Here is a 16,072-nt window from a genome sequence, read left to right on the forward strand (position 1 = left end):
TCACTGAATTCTTCACAGTAGACTTAAGTCTATGAACGAACGAAAACCCGCTGCCCCCGTTTTGGGGGGCGGCGGGTTTTTGCGTGTCCGGATGGATCTTTCGTACGACGGCGGCCCTTTCAACGGGTGGGCGCTCCAGCCCGGTCTTCGCACAGTGCAAGGATCGCTGGAAGAGGGGTTGGCGCTGATCGTCCGGCGCCCTGTCCGGGTCACCGTGGCGGGGCGGACAGACGCCGGCGTCCACGCGCGCGGACAAGTGGCGCACATTGATCTCACCGAGGCCGAGTGGGGTGGACTGCCGAGGGGCCACGAAATCGACCCCGCCGCCGCGCTGCTCCGGAGGCTTCGCGGAGCCTTGAGCCGGGTCCTGCATGGTGAGACCGGCGCCATCGAGGTGCACGACGTCGGACTGGCGGCTGACGGTTTCGACGCTCGCTTCTCAGCGTTGTGGCGCCGCTACAGTTACCGGATTGCCGATGGCCCCGAACGCTGGGACCCCGTCTTGCGCAGGCTCACCCTTTGGCACAAGGCGGAGTTGGACGAGGACGCGATGAATTCCGGGGCGGCGTCGCTCCTTGGGCTTCAGGACTTTCGCGCCTATTGCAAGCCTAGGGAAGGTGCCACGACTATCCGCGAGCTGCAGCGGCTTGAATTCGTCCGCGGCAGCGACGGTGTATTGGTCGCCAACGTCCAGGCCGACGCATTCTGCCACAACATGGTGCGGGCCTTGGTGGGATCCGCATTGCGTGTGGGGGAGGGCCTGGAAAGTCCGGAGTGGCTGCACGAGCGCCTGCTTGCGGGGGTCAGGGACGCGAAGTCCGTGTTGGCTGCGCCGCACCCCTTGGTGCTTGAGGAAGTGGCCTATCCCTCTGACGACCAACTGTTTGCGCGGGCTGAGCTGACCCGGGCCCGGCGGGAGTAGGTTCGGGGCCGTCCAAACATTCCACCCTTGGAACGTTTGGACGGCCCCCTCCCGGCTCTGGGTACCGTGGAGGGGGCCTGCGAAGACCACCCGCGGTTCTGGGTTCGCGGGTGGCCGGTCGGTAGCGCCCCAGATGCGCTTGTAGGTGCTGTCTGTTATGGCAGTCCCAGAGCGGTTTTCACTCCGGTGACCAGGGTGTCGAAGTAGCCGTTCAGGGCAGTCCCGAACAATCCGACTCCTGTCACGATGACCATCGCGACGAAGCCCACCAAAATTGAGTACTCAGTGGCCGTAGCTCCGTGTTCACTGGCCAACATCCTGATTAGGTGCTTGAACCTTCTTTTCATATCGATCACCGTCTGTTCGTTAGGGTGACATTAGGAAAACGCAGCGATGATGTTCATGACGGCTGGTCCCAGGAGGATGATGAACAGCGTTGGAAAGATGCAGAAGATCAGCGGGAAAAGGATTTTCACTGGAATCTTCATTGCATACTCCTCGGCCCGCTGACGGCGCTTGGTCCGCATTTCCTGAGCTTGGGCTTTGAGGACCTTGGCGATGGCGATACCGTAGGCATCCGCCTGGACAACCGCCCTGATGAAGCTGCGAACGTCTGGAACATCTACGCGCTGGGACATGTCCTCGTAGGCGTCCTTGCGGCTACGTCCCACCTGAATGTCCTGGAGCGTCCGGATGAACTCGTCTGCCAGCGGCCCTTTACCGTTTTCGGCGGTTCGTGCCATCGCCGCTTCGAAGCCCAGGCCTGCCTGGACGGAAATCAGCATCTGATCGAGCGAGTTTGGCAGTTCTAGCCTGATTGCGTCCCGCCGTTTCTGAGCATTGGAACGAATGAGGATGTCCGGTACGAAATAGGCGACTCCGATGACGGCGATGCCAAGAATGAACTTGCCAACCGATGGATCGCCGAGGAACAACAGCAATCCGAAGACGCCGCCACCGAGTGCCAGCAGTGGTTTGATCATCAGGATCCGGCCCAGAGGCCAATCCTTGGGACGACCAGCCCCCGCCAGTTGCTTGTCGAGCCAAGCGACGTAGCCCCCCGGTGCAAGTTGGCGTGAAATGCTCGTCAGACGATCGCCAAGGTTGCTGGATTGTGTCGCAACTGCCGTGCGGACACCGAGATTCGTCCGAATGTTGCGTATTCCTGCTCGGTCTCCGGTGAAAGCGAGCCAAACCATCCAAGACACTGGGGCCACTATCGCCAGCATGGCTGCGTATGCGAAGAATTGCATGGCGGATCCCTCCTAGTACTTCGGCTTGATGAGTCGGCTCAGCCAGAATGCACCAAGGCTGAGCATGACAACCGCCGCCGCGAGCATGAGATAGCCGGGCAGAGTGGACGTGAAGGTATGGGCGTAGCTCGGGTTAATGAACAGGAGCGCGATGAACATAACCACGGGCAGGGCGAGAAGCACGAGCGCGGACATCCGCCCTTCGGCGCTCAGCGCCTTGACCTGACGACGGATCTGGTTGCGGTCACGGATGGTTTCGCCAACGTGATCCAATACTTCCGCCAGGTCTCCGCCGACTTCCCGGTGGATCTCGATCGCCTGTGCTATCCAACTGAAGTCCTCGCTCCTGGTCCGTATGGCGACATCGCTCAGGGACTCACCAAGATCGCGCCCGATCCGGGTTTCGTTGACGATCCTGCTCATCTCCTCGGCCATCGGTGCCTCGCTCTCCTGGGCGACAGCGTCCACCGCCCTCAAGAGGCTGTGCCCTGCCCGCATCCCTCCGCTTAACATCTGGAGGGCATCGGGCACTTGTTCGTCGAATTTCGCCGTCCGCCGGGCGGTGAGAACGCTCAGGAATGCCACCAGGGAAACCACAGCGAAGAGACACATCAGGATCGTGAAGACGAGGCCACCGAGAAGGAAGCCGATCGCGCCGGCAAAAACCACCACGATTCCAGCAATCAAGATGTAGTCGGCCGGTTGCTTCTTCAAACCCGCCGCATCCAGCCTCGCCCGCGAAAGATACCCGCCAGATCGCGAATGAACGCGTGTTTGGATGGCATCTCTCGCGCCATCAGTAAGCCGCGTCAAGGCAGACGTCCGGATCAGTGATTCCGGGCGGCGCCTTTCGGCATCGAGGGTTCTTTTTGACTTTAGTACCACCAACACGAGCAGAAGCAAAGCAACGTACACCAAGCCCAAGCCCGCCGCCAGAAAAACGGACTGCGCCCCCGATTCGCTCATCGCAAGCCTCCCACCATCGGGGCGCCGAACACTGCAGGAGAGATGGGAATCCCCAGTTCTGCGAAGCGGTCTGTGAAGCGGGGACGTACTCCCGTGGGGATCGGCTTGCCCAGGAACCGGCCGTTGGCATCGACGCCGGCCGAGTAGTCGAACACGAAGGCGTCTTGGAGAGTCACGATGTCGCCTTCCATGCCCTGGACCTCGGTGATGTGCGTGACCCTGCGTGTTCCATCCCGCAGGCGGCTGATGTGCACGATCAGGTTCACGGCGGATGCCACTTGTTCGCGGATGGCTCTGAGTGGAAGGTCCATTCCTGCCATCAGCACCAGGGTTTCGAGGCGTGCAACCGCGTCCCGTGGGGAGTTGGCGTGGACCGTGGAAATGGAACCGTCGTGACCTGTGTTCATGGCTTGAAGCATGTCGAGGGATTCTCCTCCACGTACTTCGCCCACCACGATGCGGTCAGGACGCATACGGAGGGAGTTGCGCACGAGATCCCGAATGGTGACCTCACCGCGTCCCTCTATGTTGGCTGGCCTGCTCTCCAGGCGCACCACATGCTCTTGTTGGAGCTGCAGTTCGACGGCGTCCTCAATGGTGACGATCCGGTCCTCTACGGGAATGAACGACGAGAGGACGTTCAACAGGGTCGTCTTCCCGGTGCCGGTACCGCCGGACACGATGATATTCATCCGAGCTAGGACACAAGCCCTCAGCAGCTCCGCCATTTCCGGAGACAGGCTGCCAAACTCGATGAGTTTGTTCACCGTGAGTGCTTCGCGGCCAAACTTTCGTATGGTCAGCGAAGGTCCATTGACGGCGAGCGGCGGAATGATGGCATTCACACGGGAACCGTCGGGGAGCCGTGCGTCGACGAGTGGAGACGACTCGTCGATTCGCCGCCCGACCCTGGACACAATGCGTTCAATGATCCGCCGTAGGGCCTCGTCTGAGGAGAATTTGGCCTCGGTCTTGTACAGCCGGCCATACCGTTCAACGTAGATGCTGTCGTACCGGTTAACCATGACTTCCGTAATTTCCGGATCGTCCAGGAACCGCTGGATAGCGCCATGGCCGAGGACGTCGTCGATGATCTCTGCCGTGAGGCGCTGCCGTTCTGCTGAGGTCAGGGGCACCTGCTCTTCGTCGACAACAATCTTCAGCTCGTCGCGTACGTACTGGTGCAGTTCTGTCTCGTCCAGGGAGGAATCAGAGAGTCTCGAGCCGAGTCGCTCAAACAGGGCCTTGCTTGCCCGCTCCTTGAGGTCACCGAGTGCTTCACTCGCCAGAATCGTCGACGGCGTGTTTTCATCGGCATGAGCCATGGTGTTCGAGGACTCGGCCGCTTTTGCTTCTTGGATACGGCCGAGCGTGGTTGCTGTTGGCGCAGCCATTTCCGGCGGAACGGTCGCAGCGTCCTGTGCTGCTCCGGAACCCGCGTCGTGCCGACGACTTTCGAGTCTGCGTGAGAGGTTCACCGGACTACCGCCCTTCTGTGCATCTGCTTGTGTGTTCGCTCGTCCCAATTGGGCTTAAACCGGTTCACCAGCAGGCGTAGTCCTTTGGTGGCGGCATCTCGCGTCCCGTCCTGCAAGAGCGGTACGCCCTTGTTCGTGGAGAAAGGAAGGGTCCGGGATCGAGGAATAGCAACATCCACTGGAACCCCAATAGTCGCTTCCACGTCCTTGAGGACCAGTCCGCTCTTGGGATCGGCCATGTTCAGGACGACGTGACGGTGCTGAGGAAGCAATTGCAATTCGTCGAGGATATTCAGTCCCGTCCGCAACCCGCGGATGCTCGGAATATCCATGCCGCAAACCCACACTGCATCAGTGGCGTTCTCCAAAGCGGCGAGCACGTGCTCGCCGAGCCCAGGAGCGGTATCGATGACGACATATTGGAATTCGTGCCGCAACTGTTCCAACAACCTGCTGACGTGTTGGGCTGTGATGCGATCCATTTCGACGGGATTGCGAGGGGCGCACAGCGCATAGATGCTGGCCGGGTGAACGCTCAAATAGGTCTTGAGCACCATGGAATCCTGGCTGGCTGGTCCAAGCACGGCGTCCGTGATGGTGTGTTCGGGGTTCAAGAGGAGGCCGCTGGCCACATCGCCAAACTGTAGGTCCAGGTCCACGATCACCACGCCCATCGGCGCCAAGGTACCGAGGCCTACTGCCAGATTCGTGGCCACCGTTGTCTTGCCCACGCCGCCCTTAGGTGACATGACCGCAATGATGCGGCCGCCCGAAGCCTGCGACGGGGTCTCGATGGCGTTGGGGGCGAGGCCCCGTCGCCTGCCGGCGGCTGCAAGGCTTGCCCGCTCCACCATCACGCGGATGGTGTCCGAGTCCGCTGCGGGGGAGAGCAGGTCTCGCACCCCGGAGCGCATTGCTGCCAGGACCAATGACTCGCTCTGTTCCGCGGCCAGCACCACGCTGATTTCCGGGAACTGGAGATCCAGCAGGGAAGCGTGTTTGAGAGAGTCATTGATTTCCAGCCCCGGGCCCAAGATCAGCACTTCAGGTGGTTCTCCCAGGAGCTGGTCCAGGATCTCACGTGGCCCTGCCGGCAAGTAGTCGGCCTGGAACCACTGGAGACTTCCGCTCATTCCTGCAGTTGCAGTGCGGACCTTTCGTTCGAAGTCAGGTTCCGGGGTGATGAGAACGAAGCGGCTCATTTGAATACACTTCCCCGATCGATGACGCCAGTTGCGCCTGCGGCGGCGTCTGAAGGCTCTTTGCTCAGGTAGATGGTGCCGAACTCAACGGCGTACACGATCTTTTGGACGTCGACGGCGGAGCGGGCCACTGTGACGAGGTAGCCACTTCCTGAACCCGCAGTCTTGTTGGCGTTCAGGGCACCGCTGCTTGCCTGAGCGGCGGAGCTTGAGTTGTCCGCGATCGCTCCACTTGCGTCCTGAACTGCGGTGACGAGGACTTTGTGAAAGGTAAAGCTGGTTTGATCAGGGGCGCTGGCTTTGTCATCGGCTTTGAAGGACAGCATCACGCCGACTGTGTCGCCGGCCTTCACTGTCCCGCCGACGACGCGTTCGATCGGCAGTTTGAGCGTGATTTCTTGGAGGCCCGTGGGTACTTGAACACGGCCCGGACCGGCCAAGCTGGTTGGATCGACCATTCGGGTCGCAAGCAATTGCTCACCGGGCATGAATTCAATCGAAGAAACCTTGGAGCCGAGGTCCCCAAGATTGGTGACGCTGTCAGCCGCAATGGCTGACTTTGGCACAGACTTTTTGACGACGGAATCCCCGAAACCGGCGGTCGGGGTGCCAGCGGGAATTTCTTTTTGGATGACGTAGACGTCTTCGGTCTCCGTATTTGCCAGAGCGCGCTTGTCGGCGCCTTGGACGTAGAACACGAGCATCACTGTTCCAATGATGGCTACGACAAGCGCAGCGATGCCTCCCAGTAGGCGTGTTTTCACTGTTCTTCCTTCCCAGATGCGCTCGTCCAAGAGCGCGATTTATTGGATGAGTTGCGGCGGCAGATTGGCCCCGCCTTGCGTGTATCCCCCTCCTTGGTACACAGAGGGATCGGCAATCCAGCTGACGAAATACCCACGGATACCGTTGTTGGTGCCTCCAAGGCCTGTTTGATCGCCGCCCGACATGCCGGGGAAGTTGTACCCAGTCAGATAGAAGGCGGCATATCCCTTGATGTAGTACTTACCTCCGGCGCCGCTTGCCGAGGCTTGCGTGAAAACGGGGAATGCGACCACGGTGTTCAGATAACCGTTGATGAGGGACTTGCACGTTTTGGGCATGCTCAGTCCCGTGTTGGTCTGAGCGTAGGGATCAACTCCTGGTGTGCTGGGGTCGTCGGGGTAGACTTTTGCGGCGCACTGGCCGGTTTCGGGAGTCAGCCACTCGAAACCGCCGGGGATGACCTGGCCCGATGGGCTGTCACTCACGCAGGTTGTGCTGCCGTGGGTCAAAATCGTCTGCGTGGCACCATTGATGTCGAACTGGCAAGGCGCGAAGGTCAGAGGCAGGGTCGCGGGGCCGGAGCCAGGGCCGCCCCATGTCGCAGTGGCTTTGGCGCCGACCGTCACTGGGCCAGTGTTGAGAGCGTTTGCGAACATCTTGCTCAGGTATCCAGCGCCGGTAGTGCCGTCCTTGGTAGATGTTGTGACTGTTACCTTGCCTGGGACGCTTAGATCCACTGACTTCACAGTGCTGGCGCCATCGTTGGCGTTGGAGTTAGCGAGGGGGCCGGCCAACGAAGTATTGCAGGAACCTTTGGCGCAGCTGCGCGCAACGGCGAGGGCTCCGGCGTCGGCTCCGTTCTGAAGTTGGGCGCGTTCTGCGTAGATTTGGCCGACGTCAACCGCAACTGCGCCCACCCCGATGAGCACCAGCATCATAAGCGCGACCATCACGCCGGCAACACCGCTTTCCCTGTCCTGAGGGTCCCAACGTCGGATCAGCCGTTGCATTGCATTGCTCCTTTGCCGGTGACCGTGAGGCTGGAACCGAAGAACCCGGTAAGGGATTTGCCACTGTAGGTGGTGGTCACAGTGATGGTCGGAGGGGGGCTGCCTGCACTACAGGCGCCCGAGTAGCTGAAACTCAGCTTGGAGGTGTCCAGCGAGGGCGCGCCGGCCTTGCCGGCCGCGGTTGCCTTGCTTGTGTCGTTAGTGATTGCCATTGTGCGAGCAGCTTCCCGCGAGGCTTGAGTCACTGAAACCTGGATGTTGTACGCGTTTGAAAACTCGACAACAGCGATGATCAGAGACACAAGGATGGGCGCTACGAGCGCGAATTCGACAGCAACTGCGCCCCGCTCTTTGTTCCTGGAAGACTTGATCCTGCGTTTCAAAGGATCCCCCTGGGTAGATATGCTGCCGACGTTTGCAGCGGGAAAGGTCAACGGTGTGCTGCGCCGTAGGGCGCAGCACACCGCGATTGCCTGGTTACCAGGTTCCGACCGTAGTGGCGAGGCTGCTGAAAAAGGTGTTCAGGTTGCCGCCGAAAAGGCCGACGCCGCCAACAATCACAAGGGCGATTAGGCCCACCAGCAATGAATATTCTGTGGCGGTGGCTCCCTTTTCGGTGGAGATTCGTGCGAGAGCCAGACTGATTCTTTTGAATTTTGTGTTTATATTGAACATTTCGAAACCACCTGACGGCTCTTGAGACCAGCCGCTGGCGGCTACCAGCCCCCGACGGTTGTGGCGAGGCTGCTGAAGAAGGTGTTCAGGTTCTTGCCGAACAGGCCGACGCCGGCGACGATGACCAGTGCAATGAGACCGACCAGCAGCGAATATTCCGTCGCTGTTGCGCCCTTCTCGGCGGTGAACTTGTCTTTGATGCCGGCGATGAATGCGAGGGTGGAGATCATGAGAGTTGACATTGGAAAAACCTTCCCAGATAAGTGAATTTGTCTACGAATTCCGGTTGCCCACATATCCCGTTTGGCGTTCGGATTTCGATAGGACAAGAATTGCGCTTGGGAGGGTTAACAAACAATGCGTAGTGGTACTCGTCTTTTCTTGTGCAGGTGGCATGGACTACTCGAAGAGCCCCGCCGCGGTACTCGGTTTTTCTGCCTAAGTACCACCTAGCTACTGACACGGATGGGTCTCGTGGGGACTGAGGGGAACTCGGGAAGCATGCCGTGCTTACGTGACGAGAAGGACCACTCCAATTGCCGCAGCGAACATGGCCGGCCCGTGGGCAACTTCAGATCGCTTGGTTTCGCGCTTCAGGCGCAACAACAGCACCGTCATCACCCCGCCCACCACGAAGCCCAGCAGTCCCCCATAGAACACTTGGGTCCAGCCCAAGTAGCCCAAGTACAAACCGAGTGGTGCTGCGAGCTTTACATCGCCCATTCCGAGACCGCCCGGAGAAATCAATCCAAGAATTAAGTACCCGAGGAACAAAATGACGGCGCCGGCGGCCGCCCGCAGCAGTCCGGACCAGTCGAGAGTCAGCGTGGCGGACATAGTTAACAGACCAAGGCCGGCAGTAAGGAGACCCAGGACCAGCGGGTTTGGCAGCAAATGGTGCGCCACGTCTACGCGTGATAGCTGCACAGCCATTACCCCTAGTAGTAGGTAGGCAGGGAGTACTGGGGAGTACCCGAACCGGAGCGTCAGGAGGGCAAACAACACGGCGGTGGCCACCGCCGTCGTGATTCGGATGGCGGGGGAGGGGAGCCCGCCAAGCCGCGGCAGGGATCGGGCTATCAGGACCTCAGCCAGGGGGCTCGTGAGAAGCCCCAGGAGCCCGAAGGAGGCCACGAGCAAGGGCTGGGCGGCAGTTGCTGTCATGGCATCTCCTAGGAGCTTAGAAGCGGTCTCAGTTGTTCACGTTGGTTGACAGCCTATTTTGACCCTGAAGCTCCTTGCCGCTATTGTTGATAGTCGTTGTGCGTGTCCTTTCTCGATGACACATGCCCGCTTGGGGATCCAGTTGCAGGATCGTTAACTCGACAGGCATATCGGGACCTCGGGATGACTGGTACATAGAGCCCTCACCTCTGCTCCGGTAACGCATACCTAGTAGGCACACGTTTCAAGCGTGCCGCCTAAAACATGAACGCCAGAACAAGAACGAGGCAAAACCGTGCGTACGTACACCCCGAAGCCCGGCGATATCAACCGCCAGTGGCACGTCATTGACGCCACCGATGTTGTCCTTGGTCGTCTTGCCAGCCAGACCGCAACACTGCTGCGCGGAAAGCACAAGCCGACCTTTGCGTCCCACATGGACATGGGCGACTTCGTCATCATCATCAACGCTGAAAAGGTTGCCCTGACCGGTGCCAAGCTGGAGCAGAAGCGCGCATACCGCCACTCCGGCTACCCGGGCGGCCTGACCTCCGTCAACTACGCGGAGCTGCTGGAATCCAACCCGGTCCGCGCTGTTGAGAAGGCCATCAAGGGCATGCTGCCGAAGAACTCCCTCGCTGCACAGCAGTTGGGCAAGCTCAAGGTCTACCGTGGCGCTGAGCACCCCCACGCTGCACAGCAGCCTAAGACTTTCGAAATCACCCAGGTCGCCCAGTAGTCCTGGCCACCAAACAACTTTTAATACAAGGAGAATCGTGGCTCAGAACGAAGAACTGACCGCCGAAGCCGTCGAGGCCGAGGAAACCCTCACCAGCTACACCTCTGAAAGCTCGGCTGCCGAAGCCGCGCCGAAGAAGGAGCGCCCGGCACTGACCGTTGCCGGTGCTGCTGTTGGCCGCCGCAAGGAAGCCGTTGCACGCGTTCGCGTTGTACCCGGCTCGGGCAAGTGGACCATCAACGGCCGCGAGCTGTCGAACTACTTCCCGAACAAGCTGCACCAGCAGGACGTCAACGAGCCCTTCAAGATCCTTGACCTTGAAGGCGCCTACGACGTCATTGCCCGCATCCACGGCGGTGGCCCCTCCGGCCAGGCCGGTGCACTGCGCCTCGGTGTCGCTCGCTCGCTGAACGAGATCGACGTCGAGAACAACCGCGCCACCCTGAAGAAGGCCGGCTTCCTGACCCGTGACGCACGCGTCATCGAGCGTAAGAAGGCCGGTCTCAAGAAGGCACGCAAGGCTCAGCAGTACTCCAAGCGCTAAAAATGCGCCTACCCGTGGTGTTGCCGCTGGCGCGACATCACCACGGGGCCCTCGGCGCTTTTTAGCGCTCGGATCCACAAGCGCTAAAAATGCTTTCGGGCGCTTCCAGCGTCCAGACAAGGCCTGTTCCGCCGTTTGGTGGGGCGGGTCTTGTTTCGTTTCGGAGGGCGTCTGCGGAGGAGCTACTTGCAGCCGGGTCTCACCTCAGCGGAGTATTGCTCTGCGGTTTTCCTAGATCGTAGATCTTGTTCCCATCGATTTCTTCCGATTGGAATGTATCAGCGACCCATTTCTGGATCGCAAGGAGCTCCGGTCCAGCCTCTGGAGCTTTCAATTGATCAGGCTGTTCCACCAAGTAGCAGATTTGTCCTTCTGCGACCCAATCCCGGAATTGCCTTAAGGTTGGGCTGGGGTCCGTCGCAGTGAAGCCCCCGATCGGCATGATGGCGCGGTTGGACTCAAGCTGAAAGCGCGCAGCGGTTTCGCCCGGATAAGTCGCAGCAGTCCAGACACACCTTGCCGGAGCATTACGGAGTCGGTCAAGGAGTGCGGTCCCTGGGCTATTGCCGTATGTAAGTCCATGGATCCATGCCGGATCCTGTTGCTTGACGCCTGCGAGGAAGCGGCTCAGTGAGTTTGGAGACTTGGTAAGACCGCCCGATATGGGGTTGTACCCGGATTGGGGAGAACCTAGGGTCACCAGCGAACAGAAGACGGGTCCGATCAGCAGCGCCCCGATTGCCAGGAAAGCGCTGCTTCGCTCTACCCATGGCCACGGTGCCCGGACGGCGGAAATAGCGGCGGCCAGCAATCCAGCATAAAGAACGCCTTTTCCCAGCCATTCGGGAAACACGTCGCTTAGCTGCCACATTGCATTGGCGAAGACGAAACTTGCTATCAGGGTAAAGGCGATCCACAAACGCCCGGATATTGTTTGGGCTCCGGCCAGCAACAGGCGGGCGCCAACGCCGATGCAAAGTGCCAATGGCGGCGCCAAGGATGCGGCGTAGTAGGAATGGAATCCTTGGCCCATAAAGCTCAGTATCAGATACGTAGTTGAGAACCAAAGGACTGCCGCAGAAGAAAGAATTGCTTCATTCCGATCGAGCCGTTTCCTTACGATGGCCCAGGCCATTGCCACGCAGCAGAGTATAGCTGCCATGAGTAGCCAGCCAATTTCCTGGCCATTATTTGCGTTGAAGAGCCGGAACAGGCCCGCGTCTGTGTCCACGCCCTTGAATTCTGGTGGTATTAGCGCCGCCGAAGCGTCATCCTGACCCTTCATCACACGGTCGATTCCGTTATACCCCAGCGTCAGCTCAACCATGCTGTTATGCGTTGAGCCGCCAACAAAGGGGCGGGATTGGGCCGGGGTGAGATCGACGACGAGAGGCCAAGCCAAGGAAACAACTGCCACAACGCATGCGGCAAGGCCCAGGCCGATAAACCTCTTGCGCCAAGCCAAGGGGGCGAAAAGCAGAAAGACGAGCACGATGGCGGGCAGAACCAGAAATGCTTGAAGCTGTTTCGTTAGAAATCCGAGTGCCAACAGACCGCCCATCAGAACCATCGGTTTGAGCCGGCCGGTCTCAGCGGCCCGGACGCCGGAGTACAGAGCCGAAATCATCAACAGGACCATCAACGGATCAGGGTTGTCATAGCGGGCTAGAAGAACGCTGACTGGGGTCAAGGCAAACACTGTCGCCGCGATTAGGGCGCATACGGCAGGGAAATACCTACGCATAAGGGTGAAGATGAGCAACGTGCTAGTCAACGTGATGATGACTTGGGGAACCAGCAAACCCCAGGAGTTGAGCCCGAACAAGCGAACGGACACGCCCATGACCCACAGGCTGAGTGGGGGTTTGTCCACAGTGATGGAGTTACCCCAGTCTGAGGACCCGAAAAACAATGCTGTGAAGTTATGTTCACCAGACTGCACAGCGGCCGAATAGAAGGGGTTCGCCCAGCCATTCTGATCCAACTTCCACAGGTAGAGAAAGGCCAGACAGATCAACAGCACGGCCAACGTTATCTTTTCCCAGCGCGCAACCGGGGTTGGATTCAGGCCCGTGCCTTGAACGGCGGGAAGACTAGTGCCGGAGGCGGTAAATCCGTACGCCGTCAAGGGACTCCTCCTTGAAATTCTCCTGCACCCAGTTGGTGATTGCCAAAGCTTGGGGGCCGAGTTCGCCCAGATCCACTATGTCCTGCTGCCAGATAAAGTAGCCGACTCTACCCTGAGCTACCAGAACCTTGAATTGCTCAAGAGTTGGCGCCGGATCCATCCCGAGCCAGCCGCCCACAGAAATAACCGGTCTCAAAGTTGCAAGCTGGTACTTCGAAGCATTTTGGGCCGAGTACGTTGCCGCGGGCCATGTCACGGTCGTGTCCATGCTGGTCAGCAATTGGACGACATTGGGAGATGGGTCCGTGCCGTACGCGACTTGAAGGGCCCATGCTGGTCTACCGGCATGAATATCTCGAAGGTGACTCGAAATGGCGTCGGGGTTGTTTGAAACAGGACCGGACACAGGGTTCGTTCCCTCCTGAGGGGAGCTGATCGTGAAGAGGTTGGTTGCGACAGGGCCTGCGATTAGTGTGAGGGCCACCAAGATGGCGGTGATTCTCTTGACGCGACTTTGAGCCGAAAGCATCCATAGGACGGTTGCGAGCACCCCAAGCAACACCACCAAAGGAGCTAGGTATGGTGGCCACTCGTTGCTGTACGCCAAAATCCTGACGACCATGTAGGTCGTGCTGGCTACTACTGTGGCCCCGATGATTCGGATAATTGGGCGCGCACGGTTCATCCAAAGGACGTGGAGGCCCAGCGGTACGAGTAGGGCGACCGGGGCGGCCAAGGAATATACGTAATAGGTGTGAATCATGGTCCCCATAAAACTGAGGACAAGATAGCTCGTGAGGAACCAGGCTCCTGCAAGCGCCACGAGGGCGCGGGCCCGTTTGTTCTCTGGCAGCAGGTAGCGCAACACCGAAACGACGAGGAGGCACATGACTGCGGTGGCGAGCATCCAACCCGCTTCTGGAGCAAAGTTGCCGTTTAGCAAGCGTGAGAATCCGCCGTCGTAGGGTGCTAGGTCTGCGCTATTAGCCGCGGCCGGGCCGCCGCCTTTGGCAATGGGAAATTGAACAAACCGGGCTAGCCCGTTGTAGTCCAGTGTGAGTTCCAAGACGCTGTTCGTCTGGGATCCGCCGATGTATGGCCGGACGCTTTCTGGCGTAAGGTCAACAACAGCCATCCACCAACCACCGCACGCGACGAGCGCCGCCAAGGCAGCAAGCAGACGCGTTATCCGAGCCATGAGGCTTCCGACTCCAAAGACAAGGATCACTAATATCAATGCCGGAATCATGATGAATGCTTGGATTTGTTTGGCCATGAATCCAAAACCCAAGGCAGCCCCGGCAAGTAGGTACCACCGCCAACGGTTGTCTTCCAGCGCCCGCATGACGAAATAGCACGCAACCACCATCAAGAGGCCCATCACGGGTTCCGGGTTGTTGTAGCGCGACATCAGCACTACGACGGGCGTGGTGGCATATATCAGACCGCCCAGAAGTGCCGGAGCTGCAGGATAGCTCCGTCGGATGATCTTGTAGATCAGCCAGACGGTAGTTACGCCCATCAGCGCTTGGGGAACAAGGATGCTCCAGGAACTCAGGCCGAACAACCGGACCGAAAGAGCCATGATCCACAGGCTCAATGGCGGCTTGTCGACGGTGATCAGGTTTCCGGCGTCGGTTGAACCATAGAAAAAAGCTTCCCAATTAACAGATCCCGCTTGAACGGCAGCGGAATAGAACGGGTTTGCCCAGCCATTGTGGTCAAGCCCCCATACGAAGGAAACCAGGGTTCCAAGTAGTAGAACACCGAGGCCGGTTTTCTCCCAAGGGAAGTCCCTCGACCTGGGCGTGTTCTCTTTGTCGGATGTCCGTCCCGCCTGGGACAACAGGATCAAAGTAACGACTCTTTTGGCTGGTTCAGAGGAAGACCAATGCGCCGCGCCTCCGTCCGCCGTACCCGGAAAACCCAGATCCGGAGCAGAACGAAGCGCACCAGGGTGGCGAAGATGTTTGCGCAGGTCAGGACGAACAGCTCAGCACTGGGCGATGCGTCCGGGTGGATGGCATGTAGTAGAAGCAGGGAAGAAGAAGTGATTCCCCAGGCGGCCAGGAAGACCACAAGGCCTTGAAACTGTTGTGTGAACTGCCGCTCGGGTCCGTGAATCCTGAAGGTGAAGCGACGGTTGGCGGCCGTGTTCGCGATGGCCGTGATCAATAAGGCCAGGAAATTTCCCTGCTGCGGGCCAAACGGGCCCTGGAATAGCAGATACAGCAAAGCAAAAGCGAGAGTGGAGAACGCTCCGACGATTCCGAAACGCACCACTTGGCCGAAGAAACTGGGACGCGTTGGCGCGGCGATAGGTCCTCGCCCCAGCTCCGCATATATCGCTTGCAAAGGGATATTTCCCTTCATCATGGAACCGGCGACGCGCACCAGGCCCCTGATATCGTCGACGGCCGTTTGGCGGATATCCACCCGGCTGTCAGGATCGTCGATCCAGTCGACTGGAATCTCGTGGATACGAAGCCCTGCCCGCTCCGCCAAGATCAACAGCTCGGTATCGAAGAACCAGCAATTGTCCTTCACGTAGGGAAGCAGCCGATGTGCGACTTCCGCCCTGACAGCCTTAAAGCCACACTGGGCATCGGAAAACTGTACCTGCATGGTCCGTTTGAGAATCAGGTTGTAGCTCCGCGAGATGAATTCCCGTTTGGGACCCCTGACTACCCTGGAAGTCCGGCCAAGCCGCGTGCCGATGCTGACATCCGAGTGTCCGGAAAGCAGGGGAGCGATAAGCGGCGGCAACGCCGCCAAATCGGTCGAGAGGTCTACGTCTACATATGCCAGAACTTTGGCTTCCGACGATGTCCACGCGTCGCGGAGCGCGAAACCCCGCCCTTTTGTCTCAAGGCGCCGATAACTGACATTGGGAACCTCATCGGCGAGCTTCCGCGCAATTAAACCGGTCGCGTCCGTGCTCGCGTTGTCGGCAATCGTGATTTTCCAGCTGTACAACAATTCCCGCGAAAGGTAGTCGGCAAGCCGGTAAATGCTTCTTTCGAGTATGGCGGACTCGTTGAAAACGGGGACAATTATTTCGAGCGCCAAGCCCCCAGAGCTAGGTGTCATGCGGTAATCGTAGAGACTTGTTAAGGTGCATTACTAGAGTGGAGCGGAAAACGCAAGTCAAGTAGTTCCACTCTTGCGCTCGCGCGGCTGAAGGAGTAGTGGCAGGGCCGCCGGCACTCCTTCGCTCGGCCCCTGC

18 protein-coding genes are annotated in these 16,072 nt (G+C 59.2%); 4 read left to right on the forward strand and 14 right to left on the reverse strand.

Features of this window, described 5'->3' with window-relative positions; translation table 11 throughout:
- Positions 1–31 precede the first annotated feature (31 nt).
- A complete protein-coding gene (locus QRN52_RS19640; RefSeq protein ID WP_284755177.1) occupies positions 32–922 on the forward strand; it encodes a tRNA pseudouridine synthase A in 891 nt (296 codons plus the stop codon).
- A gap of 155 nt (positions 923–1,077) precedes the next feature.
- Here the strand turns inward: QRN52_RS19640 and QRN52_RS19645 are convergent, their stop codons facing one another.
- The 8 genes from QRN52_RS19645 to QRN52_RS19680 all read right to left on the reverse strand — a co-directional run bounded on the left by QRN52_RS19645 (position 1,078) and on the right by QRN52_RS19680 (position 7,808).
- Positions 1,078–1,269 (reverse strand): Flp family type IVb pilin, encoded by a 192-nt coding sequence (locus QRN52_RS19645; protein ID WP_284755178.1) that lies wholly within the window; start codon positions 1,267–1,269, stop codon positions 1,078–1,080.
- A gap of 30 nt (positions 1,270–1,299) precedes the next feature.
- On the reverse strand, positions 1,300–2,175 hold the full coding sequence (locus QRN52_RS19650; protein ID WP_284755179.1) for a type II secretion system F family protein: 876 nt from the start codon (positions 2,173–2,175) through the stop codon (positions 1,300–1,302).
- A gap of 12 nt (positions 2,176–2,187) precedes the next feature.
- Positions 2,188–2,889, reverse strand: a complete 702-nt coding sequence (locus QRN52_RS19655) for a type II secretion system F family protein (RefSeq protein ID WP_350225164.1) — start codon at positions 2,887–2,889, stop codon at positions 2,188–2,190.
- Positions 2,890–3,137: 248 nt separating this feature from the next.
- Positions 3,138–4,466: a TadA family conjugal transfer-associated ATPase gene (locus QRN52_RS19660; RefSeq protein ID WP_284755210.1), complete on the reverse strand. Its 1,329-nt coding sequence runs from the start codon at positions 4,464–4,466 to the stop codon at positions 3,138–3,140.
- A gap of 149 nt (positions 4,467–4,615) precedes the next feature.
- The gene (locus tag QRN52_RS19665) at positions 4,616–5,821 is read right to left on the reverse strand and encodes a CpaE/TadZ family protein (protein ID WP_284755182.1); all 1,206 of its coding nucleotides are present in this window, start codon (positions 5,819–5,821) and stop codon (positions 4,616–4,618) included.
- The gene (gene cpaB / locus QRN52_RS19670) at positions 5,818–6,585 is read right to left on the reverse strand and encodes a Flp pilus assembly protein CpaB (RefSeq protein ID WP_284755183.1); all 768 of its coding nucleotides are present in this window, start codon (positions 6,583–6,585) and stop codon (positions 5,818–5,820) included. Before cpaB ends, QRN52_RS19665 begins: the two co-directional genes overlap by 4 nt.
- A 39-nt stretch (positions 6,586–6,624) precedes the next feature.
- On the reverse strand, positions 6,625–7,596 hold the full coding sequence (locus QRN52_RS19675; protein ID WP_284755185.1) for a TadE/TadG family type IV pilus assembly protein: 972 nt from the start codon (positions 7,594–7,596) through the stop codon (positions 6,625–6,627).
- Complete coding sequence (locus QRN52_RS19680; protein ID WP_284755212.1) at positions 7,584–7,808, reverse strand: hypothetical protein; 225 nt, start codon at positions 7,806–7,808, stop codon at positions 7,584–7,586. Before QRN52_RS19680 ends, QRN52_RS19675 begins: the two co-directional genes overlap by 13 nt.
- A 94-nt stretch (positions 7,809–7,902) precedes the next feature.
- Between QRN52_RS19680 and QRN52_RS19685 the strand changes: the two genes are divergently transcribed.
- Complete coding sequence (locus QRN52_RS19685) at positions 7,903–8,169, forward strand: hypothetical protein (RefSeq protein WP_284755213.1); 267 nt, start codon at positions 7,903–7,905, stop codon at positions 8,167–8,169.
- On the opposite strand, the gene QRN52_RS19690 is transcribed toward QRN52_RS19685, so the two are convergent.
- The 3 genes from QRN52_RS19690 to QRN52_RS19700 form a co-directional block, all read right to left on the reverse strand.
- On the reverse strand, positions 8,074–8,271 hold the full coding sequence (locus QRN52_RS19690; protein WP_284755186.1) for a Flp family type IVb pilin: 198 nt from the start codon (positions 8,269–8,271) through the stop codon (positions 8,074–8,076). The two genes, QRN52_RS19685 and QRN52_RS19690, sit on opposite strands and share 96 nt — an antisense overlap.
- A gap of 41 nt (positions 8,272–8,312) precedes the next feature.
- Positions 8,313–8,513 (reverse strand): Flp family type IVb pilin, encoded by a 201-nt coding sequence (locus QRN52_RS19695; RefSeq protein WP_284755187.1) that lies wholly within the window; start codon positions 8,511–8,513, stop codon positions 8,313–8,315.
- A 268-nt stretch (positions 8,514–8,781) separates the two neighbouring features.
- On the reverse strand, positions 8,782–9,435 hold the full coding sequence (locus QRN52_RS19700) for a prepilin peptidase (RefSeq protein WP_284755188.1): 654 nt from the start codon (positions 9,433–9,435) through the stop codon (positions 8,782–8,784).
- Between the two features lie 295 nt (positions 9,436–9,730).
- Between QRN52_RS19700 and rplM the strand changes: the two genes are divergently transcribed.
- Both rplM and rpsI read left to right on the forward strand, forming a co-directional pair.
- On the forward strand, positions 9,731–10,174 hold the full coding sequence (rplM, locus tag QRN52_RS19705; RefSeq protein WP_024817563.1) for a 50S ribosomal protein L13: 444 nt from the start codon (positions 9,731–9,733) through the stop codon (positions 10,172–10,174).
- Between the two features lie 37 nt (positions 10,175–10,211).
- Complete coding sequence (rpsI, locus tag QRN52_RS19710) at positions 10,212–10,718, forward strand: 30S ribosomal protein S9 (RefSeq protein ID WP_284755190.1); 507 nt, start codon at positions 10,212–10,214, stop codon at positions 10,716–10,718.
- A gap of 199 nt (positions 10,719–10,917) precedes the next feature.
- Here rpsI and QRN52_RS19715 read toward each other — a convergent pair whose 3' ends face one another.
- Genes QRN52_RS19715 through QRN52_RS19725 form a run of 3 tightly spaced genes read right to left on the reverse strand, consistent with a single transcriptional unit; the run spans position 10,918 to position 15,936 of the window.
- Entirely contained in the window at positions 10,918–12,846 is a 1,929-nt protein-coding gene (locus QRN52_RS19715) for an ArnT family glycosyltransferase (protein ID WP_284755191.1), read from the reverse strand.
- Positions 12,812–14,701 (reverse strand): glycosyltransferase family 39 protein, encoded by a 1,890-nt coding sequence (locus QRN52_RS19720; protein WP_502869734.1) that lies wholly within the window; start codon positions 14,699–14,701, stop codon positions 12,812–12,814. Before QRN52_RS19720 ends, QRN52_RS19715 begins: the two co-directional genes overlap by 35 nt.
- Positions 14,698–15,936, reverse strand: coding sequence for a bifunctional glycosyltransferase family 2/GtrA family protein (locus tag QRN52_RS19725; protein WP_284755192.1), 1,239 nt, complete (start codon positions 15,934–15,936; stop codon positions 14,698–14,700). The genes QRN52_RS19720 and QRN52_RS19725 overlap by 4 nt, the downstream gene beginning before the upstream one ends.
- Positions 15,937–16,072: the final 136 nt, after the last annotated feature.

It is taken from the genome of Arthrobacter sp. efr-133-R2A-120 (assembly GCF_030209835.1).
Classification (GTDB): domain Bacteria; phylum Actinomycetota; class Actinomycetes; order Actinomycetales; family Micrococcaceae; genus Arthrobacter.

What these genes read in the sequence shown, in the direction of transcription:
- QRN52_RS19640 (WP_284755177.1), top strand. Translation starts at nt 32, where the DNA reads ATGAACGAACGAAAACCCGCTGCCCCCGTTTTGGGGGGCGGCGGGTTT.
- QRN52_RS19645 (WP_284755178.1), bottom strand. Translation starts at nt 1,269, where the DNA reads ATGAAAAGAAGGTTCAAGCACCTAATCAGGATGTTGGCCAGTGAACAC.
- QRN52_RS19650 (WP_284755179.1), bottom strand. Translation starts at nt 2,175, where the DNA reads ATGCAATTCTTCGCATACGCAGCCATGCTGGCGATAGTGGCCCCAGTG.
- QRN52_RS19660 (WP_284755210.1), bottom strand. Translation starts at nt 4,466, where the DNA reads ATGGCTCATGCCGATGAAAACACGCCGTCGACGATTCTGGCGAGTGAA.
- QRN52_RS19665 (WP_284755182.1), bottom strand. Translation starts at nt 5,821, where the DNA reads ATGAGCCGCTTCGTTCTCATCACCCCGGAACCTGACTTCGAACGAAAG.
- QRN52_RS19675 (WP_284755185.1), bottom strand. Translation starts at nt 7,596, where the DNA reads ATGCAACGGCTGATCCGACGTTGGGACCCTCAGGACAGGGAAAGCGGT.
- QRN52_RS19680 (WP_284755212.1), bottom strand. Translation starts at nt 7,808, where the DNA reads ATGGCAATCACTAACGACACAAGCAAGGCAACCGCGGCCGGCAAGGCC.
- QRN52_RS19685 (WP_284755213.1), top strand. Translation starts at nt 7,903, where the DNA reads ATGGGCGCTACGAGCGCGAATTCGACAGCAACTGCGCCCCGCTCTTTG.
- QRN52_RS19690 (WP_284755186.1), bottom strand. Translation starts at nt 8,271, where the DNA reads ATGTTCAATATAAACACAAAATTCAAAAGAATCAGTCTGGCTCTCGCA.
- QRN52_RS19695 (WP_284755187.1), bottom strand. Translation starts at nt 8,513, where the DNA reads ATGTCAACTCTCATGATCTCCACCCTCGCATTCATCGCCGGCATCAAA.
- QRN52_RS19700 (WP_284755188.1), bottom strand. Translation starts at nt 9,435, where the DNA reads ATGACAGCAACTGCCGCCCAGCCCTTGCTCGTGGCCTCCTTCGGGCTC.
- QRN52_RS19725 (WP_284755192.1), bottom strand. Translation starts at nt 15,936, where the DNA reads ATGACACCTAGCTCTGGGGGCTTGGCGCTCGAAATAATTGTCCCCGTT.